Origin of the sequence: Arsukibacterium sp. (assembly GCF_018402695.1) — a bacterium.
Taxonomy (GTDB): domain Bacteria; phylum Pseudomonadota; class Gammaproteobacteria; order Enterobacterales; family Alteromonadaceae; genus Alishewanella.
This window is the reverse complement of record NZ_JAGYIM010000006.1, coordinates 1-9,846: the sequence shown is the minus strand read 5'-3', so window position 1 is coordinate 9,846 and position 9,846 is coordinate 1. Positions and strand designations below refer to the sequence as shown.

Sequence of the window (9,846 nt, the reverse complement as noted above, 5' to 3'; positions counted from 1 at the left end):
CCAACCATAACCACTACTGCTGGATGAACGCCGCTTATGTGCTGGGCAGCCGGCTGACTAACGCCTTTGCCCAATATGGCTTTTGTACGGCTATTCGTGGTGCAGAAGGCGGCGGTAAGGTTGAAGGCCTGCCGTCACACATCTTTATGAGTGATGATGGTGATCCGGACTTAAAGTGCCCGACTGAAATCGGCATTACCGATCGGCGTGAAGCAGAGCTTGGCAAAATGGGCTTTTTACCACTGTGTCATTACAAGAATACTGACTACGCGGTGTTTTTCGGTGCGCAAACAGCGCAGAAACCGAAAAAATACGAGAGCCCGGAAGCCACTGCAAACGCGGCCATTTCTGCCCGCTTGCCTTATTTAATGGCAACGTCACGTTTTGCTCATTACTTAAAAGTACTGGCCCGTGACAAGATCGGTAGCTTTATGGAAGCAGAAGATGTCGAAGTATGGCTGAACCGCTGGATCCTGACTTATGTCAACGCCTCTGAAGGCAGTGGCCAGGAAGTACGCGCCCGTTATCCGCTGGCAGATGCCAAGGTCCAGGTGCGTGAGATCCCGGGACGGCCGGGCTCTTACAATGCGGTGGCCTGGTTACGACCATGGCTGCAACTGGAAGAGCTGTCTACGTCGTTACGTTTAGTCGCTAAAATTCCGGAAATGGGTAGCTAAGCCAGCATCAGCTGCGAGTGCGCAGTTGGTTGGCAGAAGTAAGGACGGACAAGTCATGGTTGACGCAGTTAATTTTGTTGCTGATACGGTCTTTGATATTACAGAAGACCACCGGCCTTGTCCGTCTTATGCCAGCTATGAGCGCAAAGGCTTACTCAGCCGGTTTTTACGTGAGGCCGATCCGTTAAAAGCAGTGCTGTTCTGGCTGCAACATATTGAAAGCCGTCCCTGTGTCGGGGCGGCTTTTGTTACGCCAATATTGGGGCGGGCTATCGCGGAAATTGACAGCCTGATTAACCAGCAGCTCAATACTATATTGCATCATCCTGTACTACAGGAGCTTGAAGCCAGCTGGCGCGGTTTACTGTATTTAACCGAGCAGGCAGAGCGCTTCGACCGTGAGCAAAAAGTAAAAGTGAAATTAATTTCTCTGTCCTGGCCGGAGCTAAGTAAGGATATTAACCGGGCTATAGATTTTGACCAGAGTGATTTTTTCAAACTGATTTACGACAACGAATTTGATATGGCCGGCGGTGAGCCTTTTGGGGTGTTGATTGGAGATTATCAAATCAGCCATAAAATCCGCCGCGGCCAGAGCATTAATGATCTTGATACCTTAAAAGAGGTTGCCCGTACCGCCGCAGCGGCATTTGCGCCTTTTATAACCGCGGCTCATCCGTCATTGTTTGGCGTCGATCATTTCTCAGAGCTTGGCCAGGTGGCGGATATCGCCAGCCAGTTTAAACAGCCGGAATATGTAAAGTGGCGGGCGCTGCGTAATATGGAAGATGCCCGCTTTTTGGGTTTGGTTCTACCCCAGGTGCTGATGCGACCGCCCTATAAAGATGATGGCAGCCGTAGTGAAGGCTTTGTGTTTAAAGAGCAGTTTAACCGGCCACAGCGTGACTATTTGTGGGGTAATGCGGCCTGGGCGTTTGCTGGAGTATTGGTGCGGGCATACAGCGAGTCGGGCTGGTTCGGTCAAATCCGTGGCATGAAAGCCGGCCATTATAATTTTGGGCTGGTGACTCATTTGCCCGTCAGCCAGTATGAAACTGAAAAATATCAACCATTTAATAAACCATCAGTAAATTTACTGGTGGGGCATCGCTTCGAAGCCGCGCTATCAGATGCCGGTTTTGTGCCGCTGTCGGCAGTGCCTTACAGCGATTTTTATGCGTTTTACAATAATGCTTCGGTGCAGGAAGCGAAAGCCTACGATAGAACCTTATCCACTGTTAACGCCCGCTTGTCTGCCATGTTGCAGTACATCTTATGTGTGGCCCGTTTTGCCCATTATATCAAGGTGATTGGTCGCGATAAGGTGGGGGGGTATGTCTCAGCTGAGGAGTGTGAGCAGGAATTACAACGCTGGCTGCACAACTATACCACGGCTTCAGAGGATGCGTCTTATGAGGTCAGAGCGCGCCGGCCACTGCGGGAAGCGCGGATCAAGGTGAAAGAGAAGCGGGGACAGCCGGGCCGCTATTATTCAGTAATCCAGCTGCAGCCGCATTTCCAGCTGGATCAGATGGTGACATCAGTAAAATTAGTCGCGGAGTTGTCTCCGAAACAAAAGGCGTCTGCCTGAGGGATCTTTTATGCAAAAACTAAATTCGTTAATCAGTAGTGGCCAGTTGCAGCAGGCAATGGAGCATGCTCTGACTGTATTGCGGGATGACCCGCTAAATGCCCAGATGCGTGCAGTCTATGTTGAGCTGTTGTGCATTGCCGGTGAGCTGGATAAAGCCGATGCGCAGCTGGACATGATTGTACGCCAGCATCCGGATTTTTTATTAGGTGCTGTCAACGTCCGGCAATTAATTCGGGCCGAAACTGCCCGGCGGGATTTTTACCAGGGCGGCATGACCGCGACTTTGTTTGGTGAGCCGGCGCCAATGTTCAGTGCCTTGCTTAAATTACGCTTAGCAATGCACGAGCAGGATATCAGCACAGCGGCACTGGCTGCTGAGGAAATGGAGCAGTTACGGCCAGAAGTAGCTGTCGAACAGCGCGGCCAGCGGTATAGCGATATTCGTGACCTTGACGATAGCTTGGGCGGTTATCTGGAGTTGTTCGGCACTGACGGTAAATACTATCTGGCTGGCTTTGAGCAAATTGCCAGTTTAAAGCTTCATCCACCAAAAAGCTTGCTAGACACCATCTGGCGCCGGGTTGATATCAGTATTATTGATGGCCCGCAGGGCGAGGCATTTTTACCGCTGATCTACGTTGGCAACAGCGCTGATAACGACACTGATCCGGCTATCCAGCTTGGCCGGGTAACCGATTGGCATGAGCACGATGCCAGGCTGATAACCGGCAGTGGCCAGAAGATGGTATTGCTTGGTGAGCAGGCAGTGGCACTGGGTGATTTGCTGGAGCTGGACATTCTGAATGAAGCCAGCCTGGCTGCGACGCCGGCGATGGCTGAGTAACCACAATGAAAGTGCATCAGAAGCAGGCGTTACAGATGTCGCTGCTTGACCGGCTGATTGACGATGCACCCGGTCAGAAAGATCCGGGCCGGCAACGCCGTGGTTTCGATTTAAAAGCCTTGCGACAAAGCGTGCGGCGAGATTTAGAAAACCTGCTCAACACCCGGGTGCAGTGGCATGTCTGGCCCGAAAGCTATGCTGAATTGCCACAAAGCTTGCTGAATTACGGCCTGCCAGATTTCTCGGTGATGGTAGTTGATTCCATTGAAGGTCGCCAGCAGTTATGCCGGGCGGTAGAGCAGTGTATCCGGCGTTTTGAGCCTCGTTTCGTTGAGGTCGACGTGTCATTACCCGACGAGCAGCAAAGTATTGAACGGGTATTGCGGTTGCGAATACAAGCACTGTTATACGCTGACCCGGAGCCGGAACATATTATGTTTGATTCTGAAGTAGAGCCAGTTCACCTGGGGCTGACCATCAGGGATTATCAGTAATGAATGATGAGTTGTTGAAGTATTACAATCGTGAACTGACGTTTATCCGCCGGATGGGGGCAGAGTATGCCGAGAAATACCCAAAAATAGCCGGCCGGCTACGGATCAGCGAAGAGACAGTAGAGGACCCGCATGTATCGCGGTTAATCGAGGCTTTTTCGCTGTTAACTGCTCAGATCCGGCAAAAACTGGATGACAGCTTCCCCGAATTAACCGATGCCTTACTTGGCCAGATGTACCCGGACTATCAGGCGCCAATTCCATCAGTATCGGTACTGAAACTGGTCAGTCAAAATTTGTCGACCTCTGGAATCAGGGTTAAACGCGGTACTGAATTTGAAACCCGGGCGGAGGGGTTAAAACCCTGTACCTTTCAAAGTTGTTACGACACCGATATCTGGCCATTGGAAGTGGTGCAGGCCGAGTTTAAAAATGCGCCTTTCCATGCGCCTAAACCACCGGCCAGTCAGACCGCGAAGGCGCTATTGAAACTCAGCTTAGCTTGCGAGTTTGATAACACGTCGCTGCAGGAGTTGGCAGTAGGTAAGTTGCGGTTTTATCTTAACGGCCAGCGCCACCATGTTTACAAGTTGTTTGAGCTTATTCTGCGCCATGTGATCAGTATCGGCGTGGCGCCAGCGGGGCAACCCGAGCAGATGCGCTTTTTACAGCCACGGCATATTCAGGCCGTCGGCTTTGCCGATGATGAGCAGGTGGTGCCCTACAGCCAGCGAAGTTTTGCTGGCTACCGCTTAATAATAGAGCAATTTTTATGTCCGGAAAAGTTTCTGTTTTTTGCTTTAACCGATCTGGACCCGGACTGGCCTGGTGTCGCCGATAAAGTAGATTTTTATTTCTATCTGGCCGAGGGGGCAGATGAACTGGAGCGCCATGTCACGGCTGACAGTGTGCTGCTTGGATGCACCCCGGTCATTAACTTATTTAAGCAGAAACTGGAGCCGGTGAAGCTGGAGTCTGCCCAGTATGAATACCGGCTGGTGCCTCGTTATCTGGATGCAGATGTTTGTGAAGTCGTACAGGTGCAGCAGGTACAGGCATTTGACCCGCAAGGTAATGAAGTCACGCTTAACCCTTATTATAGTCAGGGCCATCCTGACTACCTGCAGCAGCAACAGTTATTCTGGCACACCCGGCGCGAATTTGTCGATTGGGCAGGGGGATATGCCGAAGCTGGCACCGAAGTGTATTTATCCATTATTGACCGCCTCTTTAAAGGGGTGAGTAATAATGATGAGCAGCAAAACTGGGTAATCCAGGTTAATGCATTGTGCAGTAACCGTAACCAGCCCGCATACTTGCCCTTTGGTGGCGGCGAACCGGAGTTTGCCATCAGCAAACATGCTGATGTGATTAAATCGGTGCGCTGTCTGATCGCACCGACTATGAGTATCCGGCCGGCATTAGCAGAGAGCAGCCGCTGGCAGCTGGTAAATCATCTTACCCTGAATCATTTCAGCGGGGAGCAGGCGCTAAAGGTGTTGCAGGAAACTCTGAAACTATACGATTTTCGCTGTACACCAGAGTCCAAAGCGCTGATTGACGGTATTACCGGGTTAACCCTGAGCAGTGGCTCTGCCAGGGTTAACCAGCAAGGGCGGATTGCGGTATGCAGCGGTACCGAGATTTTGCTGGAATTCAGCCAGTCTGCCTATGCTGGTAGTAATGTGTACTTTTTTGCCAATATCCTCGATGCATTTTTTGCCCAGTACGCCAGTATCAACAGCTATACCCGCTTGACAGTAAAACTGAAGGAACACGAACAGATTTATCATCGCTGGCCGGCCAGAGTAGGCAGCAGGGTACTGTTGTGAGTATAAAATTGTGAGCGTGAACTTATGAGTTTAGCAGCTTTAGTGGCCAGCCCGGCGGACTATGATTTTTACCAGGCCGTGTATCAGGTAGAACGCCAGCTTAGCGCTGAGCAGAAGCAATGGCATGGCGTTGGCCGTGATGCCTTCCCCGCGGCCGAGTTAGTGCGGTTTAAGGCAGAGCAACATCTGGGCTTTGCCGGGCAACCCATAAATAAAGCCAATTCCCGCACCAACAGTGATGACAAACTGGCGCTGGAGCTGTACGTCAGCTTTCTGGGGTTAACCGGGCCCAGTGGCGTGCTGCCGCAGCACTACACCGAAATGGTGCTGCAGCGGTTGAAACAGCGCGACGGCGCAATGCGTGATTTCTACGATATGTTCAATCATCGGCTGATTTCGCTGTATTACCGGGCCTGGGAAAAATACCGCTTTGCCTGTCAGTATGAAATTGCCGATGGCGTAAACGATCCGTTCAGTAAGTTGTTGCAACAGCTTACCGGCTGTCAGGATAACCTGGGCTTGTACTACGCGGGAGCCTTCAGTCAGCGTAATCGTCCGGCTCAGTTTCTGCAGCAAATATTGACCGACCTGCTTGGTGCAAATAGCCGGGTGGTCTCGTTATCAGGGCGTTGGTTAGCAGTTGACGCTACTGAGCAAAGCCGGCTTAGTGGCCGCACCTTACCAGAGGGCCAGAATGGCGCGTTGGGTCAGACCACCATGCTGGGACAACGGGTATGGGATGTCAGCTCTGCGCTGGTGATTGAAGTCGATGCCCCGGCAGCAAAATTGCCCGCTTTGTTACCCGGCGGTAACCGTTATCAGCTCATTCAGCAGATTGTCAGCCGTTATCTCGACCCTCATTTGCAGGTTCGGCTGGTGATCAAGGGTAAACAACAGGACTTTGCCTGTACCCGCCTGGCCAGCCGGCAAACTGCGCTTGGCCGCGGTAGCCGGTTAAGTATCCGCGCTGCAATATCGCAGCATCCCGCTCAGGTTGGTTTTCAACTGGGCCGGCTTTAATTAATGCACAGGAAGCATGTATGTCGACAAGTTCTCTGAAAAGTCTGGTAGAAAAACTCAATAGCGACTGTAAGCAGGCATTGGAGGCCGCTACAGCACGTTGTCAGTCGCGCAGCCACTATACGGTGGAAATTGAGCATTGGCTGGATGCCTTAGTGCAGCGTGACAGTGCCGATTTTAATTTACTGTTTCGCAGCTTTGCCATCGATACTGACAAGCTGCAGCAGCAACTGCAGCAGGCGTTAGAGCAACTGAAAACCGGCAATAACTCGCTGCCAGGGATTTCGGTGCAACTGATCAGCTGGTTAAAAGCTACCTGGCTTAATACCACTATTGAATTTGGTGACCGGCAAATTCGCAGCGCTTACTTATTATACACCTTGTTACAGGATGAAAGCCTGGCTGGCCTGGTACTGCGCCGTATTCCGGAGCTGGATAAAGTTAACCCGGCAGAATTATTGCGGGTCTGGCCCAATCTGGCGGCGCAGTCAGCAGAGCAGAGTGATGCGCCGACTAATACAGGTGCAAAACAGGGTGGCAAAACGCCGGCGCTGGATCAATTTACTATTGATTTAACTGCTCAGGCGCGAGCCGGTAAAATTGACCCTATTGTCGGCCGGGATTTTGAGATCCGCCAGATGATTGACATCTTAACCCGGCGTCGCCAGAACAATCCCATTTTAACCGGTGAGGCCGGCGTCGGTAAAACAGCGGTGGTTGAGGGCCTGGCGCTGCGCATCGCTGCAGCCGATGTGCCGGACAAGCTGAAGTCCGTATCGTTACGGGTGCTGGATTTAGCCTTACTGCAAGCCGGGGCCGGCATGAAAGGCGAATTCGAAAATCGGCTGAAAAATGTCATCAGTGAGGTAAAGCAAAGTCCAACTCCGATTATTCTGTTTATTGACGAAGCCCATACCATGATTGGCAGTGGTGGTCAGGCAGGTCAGAACGACGCCGCTAATTTGCTCAAACCAGCGTTGGCCCGCGGTGAGCTGCGAACCATTGCTGCAACAACCTGGGCAGAATATAAAAAGTATTTTGAAAAAGATGCCGCATTAACCCGGCGTTTTCAGGTCGTAAAAGTAGAAGAACCCAGCCCGGCGAAAGCCGTGCTGATGATGCGTGGTTTACTGGAGGTAATGGAACGCCATCATGGGGTCAGCATTACCGATAAAGCGTTGCAGGCTGCGGCGTATTTATCGGACCGTTATATTAATGGCCGGCAGTTGCCTGACAAAGCCGTCGGCCTGCTTGATACCGCCTGTGCCCGGGTTGCAATGAGCCAGGACGCCGTACCAGGCCCGGTTGAAGATCAGCAGCGCAAGGTAGAACAGCTGCAAAGTGAAATTAACGTGCTGCTGCGCGAGCAAACATTGGGGGTACTGCATACCAGTCAGTTGGACGAGTTACAGCAGCAATTAACAGATGCTGAAAGCTCGCTTGCCAGTTTACAGCAGCAATGGCAAACCCAGCGTGAATGGGTAAAGCAAGCACGAGAGCTGGCAGCGAAGCTGCAACAGACTACTGATGCATCTTCAACATCGACTGTGGGATCAGAAGATGAGTCACAGACAGATAAAAAACAGCTGACAGCACAATTACAACAGCAACTTACCCAAATGCGCGCCAACTTAGCTGAACTTACTACCCCGATGGTGCACTGGCAGGTTACCGAGCAATTAATTGCCGAGGTTGTTGCTGACTGGACCGGTATACCACTTGGCAAAATGCAGGCCGATGAAATTAATAATGTACTGGCGCTGGAACAACACCTGGCCAACAGAGTGGTGGGGCAGCAACATGCATTAGCGCTGATTGCCCGCACGGTTCAGACCTCACGGGCGCAACTGGCCGATGAAAACAAACCGAACGGCATTTTCCTGCTGACCGGCCCCAGTGGTGTCGGTAAAACCGAAACGGCGCTGGCGATAGCTGAACAGGTGTATGGTAGTGAAGATAACCTGACTGTTATCAATATGTCGGAGTTTAAAGAAGAGCATAAAGTATCGTTATTGCTGGGTTCACCGCCAGGCTATGTCGGGTATGGCGAAGGCGGCATTCTGACTGAAGCCGTTCGTCGCAAGCCTTACAGCGTTGTGCTGTTGGATGAAATGGAAAAAGCTCACCCCGGGGTGCAGGATATTTTCTATCAGGTATTTGATAAAGGGACAATCAAGGATGGCGAAGGCCGGGATATCGACTTTAAAAATACCATCATTATTATGACCTCTAATGTTGGTACCGACACTACCATGCGCTTGTTTGAGGATCCAGAGACGGCGCCGTCAATTGCCGGTCTTGGCAAAGCCCTGAAAGATGATTTACTGCAAATTTTCAAACCCGCGTTTTTAGGCCGGCTCAATGTCATACCTTATTTACCACTGGATGATGACAAACTGGCCATGATCAGCCGCTTGCAGCTACAACGGATTGAAAAACGGTTGCGGCAACATTACAACGCCGGGTTCAGTTACGACCAGGCGGTGATCGACGCTATTGTCAGCCGTTGTCAGGACGCCGGTTCTGGGGCCCGTACTATTCACAATATTCTGCAAAACAGCTTGTTGCCCGAGCTATCTGTATTGATCCTGCAGCGCAGTGCAGAGCAACAGCAGATAGCTCAGGTTAGCTTGAGTTTTAATGACGAAAAATTCGACTATCTTATCGACTGAATATTACATTTATTAAACAATTAATATTGCAATTCATTTCTATTCCGACTTGCAGTATTTTAAGTTAAAAATAGATATAAATAGTTAATTAAAAGTTGATCATAGATGCTTTGAATGTATAATTTGTACAGTTTGAAAAAGTACTTTACCGACATAGCCCGCTTTAATGTTTAAACAGTGTTAATTTTGTTTGTAGTAATCATGGTGGTTGGAGGGAGTGTTTTTTTAGCGTTTGGCCGGGGTGAGGTTTGCCCGGGTTTATATCTGTCCTGAGAGGACACTATTTTAAATATGCAAAAGGAGCATAGCATGCAAGCAAATACCTACCTGCAGTATGGCGCGATCAAAGGCGAATCAACCGCTGATGAATTTAAAGACATGATCACCGTACTATCGATGGATTGGGGTTCTCACCGCGAGTTAACTTCATACACCGGTACTGCGATGGACCGTGAAGCCAGTTCTACCCGGTTAAACGATATTGTTATTACTAAACTGCAAGATAAATCATCACCAGATTTATTCAAAGAAGCCACTATCGGTAAAGGCCAGAAGGCTGTGTTCCACATTACCAAGCAAGGCGACAAAATTGAAGAAATCATGAAAATTGAACTGACTGATGCAATGATCAGCAGCTATCAGATGTCAGTTTCTGGCGACCGTCCTGTTGAAACTATCGTTATCAGCTACACCGAGCTGATGATGACTGTTAC

8 protein-coding genes are annotated in these 9,846 nt (G+C 50.4%); all 8 read left to right on the top strand.

The window, feature by feature from the left end; genetic code table 11:
- Positions 1 to 677: type VI secretion system contractile sheath large subunit (gene tssC, locus KG631_RS00135; protein ID WP_213994646.1), on the top strand; the 677-nt coding region annotated here is incomplete at its 5' end.
- A 55-nt stretch (positions 678 to 732) separates the two neighbouring features.
- Positions 733 to 2,268: a type VI secretion system contractile sheath large subunit gene (tssC, locus tag KG631_RS00130; protein WP_213994645.1), complete on the top strand. Its 1,536-nt coding sequence runs from the start codon at positions 733 to 735 to the stop codon at positions 2,266 to 2,268.
- A gap of 10 nt (positions 2,269 to 2,278) precedes the next feature.
- The gene (locus KG631_RS00125; protein WP_213994644.1) at positions 2,279 to 3,115 is read left to right on the top strand and encodes a type VI secretion system accessory protein TagJ; all 837 of its coding nucleotides are present in this window, start codon (positions 2,279 to 2,281) and stop codon (positions 3,113 to 3,115) included.
- A 5-nt stretch (positions 3,116 to 3,120) separates the two neighbouring features.
- Positions 3,121 to 3,609: a type VI secretion system baseplate subunit TssE gene (gene tssE, locus KG631_RS00120; protein WP_213994643.1), complete on the top strand. Its 489-nt coding sequence runs from the start codon at positions 3,121 to 3,123 to the stop codon at positions 3,607 to 3,609.
- On the top strand, positions 3,609 to 5,441 hold the full coding sequence (gene tssF, locus KG631_RS00115; RefSeq protein WP_213994642.1) for a type VI secretion system baseplate subunit TssF: 1,833 nt from the start codon (positions 3,609 to 3,611) through the stop codon (positions 5,439 to 5,441). Before tssE ends, tssF begins: the two co-directional genes overlap by 1 nt.
- 24 nt (positions 5,442 to 5,465) lie before the next feature.
- The gene (gene tssG, locus KG631_RS00110; RefSeq protein WP_213994641.1) at positions 5,466 to 6,461 is read left to right on the top strand and encodes a type VI secretion system baseplate subunit TssG; all 996 of its coding nucleotides are present in this window, start codon (positions 5,466 to 5,468) and stop codon (positions 6,459 to 6,461) included.
- Between the two features lie 20 nt (positions 6,462 to 6,481).
- On the top strand, positions 6,482 to 9,133 hold the full coding sequence (gene tssH / locus KG631_RS00105; RefSeq protein WP_213994640.1) for a type VI secretion system ATPase TssH: 2,652 nt from the start codon (positions 6,482 to 6,484) through the stop codon (positions 9,131 to 9,133).
- A gap of 309 nt (positions 9,134 to 9,442) precedes the next feature.
- Positions 9,443 to 9,846 (top strand): type VI secretion system tube protein Hcp (locus KG631_RS00100; RefSeq protein ID WP_213994639.1); only part of this gene is annotated, 404 nt, incomplete at its 3' end.

Coding starts and splice junctions, on each gene's coding strand:
- tssF (WP_213994642.1), top strand. CDS start 3,609: ATGAATGATGAGTTGTTGAAGTATTACAATCGTGAACTGACGTTTATC.
- tssH (WP_213994640.1), top strand. CDS start 6,482: ATGTCGACAAGTTCTCTGAAAAGTCTGGTAGAAAAACTCAATAGCGAC.
- KG631_RS00125 (WP_213994644.1), top strand. CDS start 2,279: ATGCAAAAACTAAATTCGTTAATCAGTAGTGGCCAGTTGCAGCAGGCA.
- tssG (WP_213994641.1), top strand. CDS start 5,466: ATGAGTTTAGCAGCTTTAGTGGCCAGCCCGGCGGACTATGATTTTTAC.
- tssC (WP_213994645.1), top strand. CDS start 733: ATGGTTGACGCAGTTAATTTTGTTGCTGATACGGTCTTTGATATTACA.
- tssE (WP_213994643.1), top strand. CDS start 3,121: ATGAAAGTGCATCAGAAGCAGGCGTTACAGATGTCGCTGCTTGACCGG.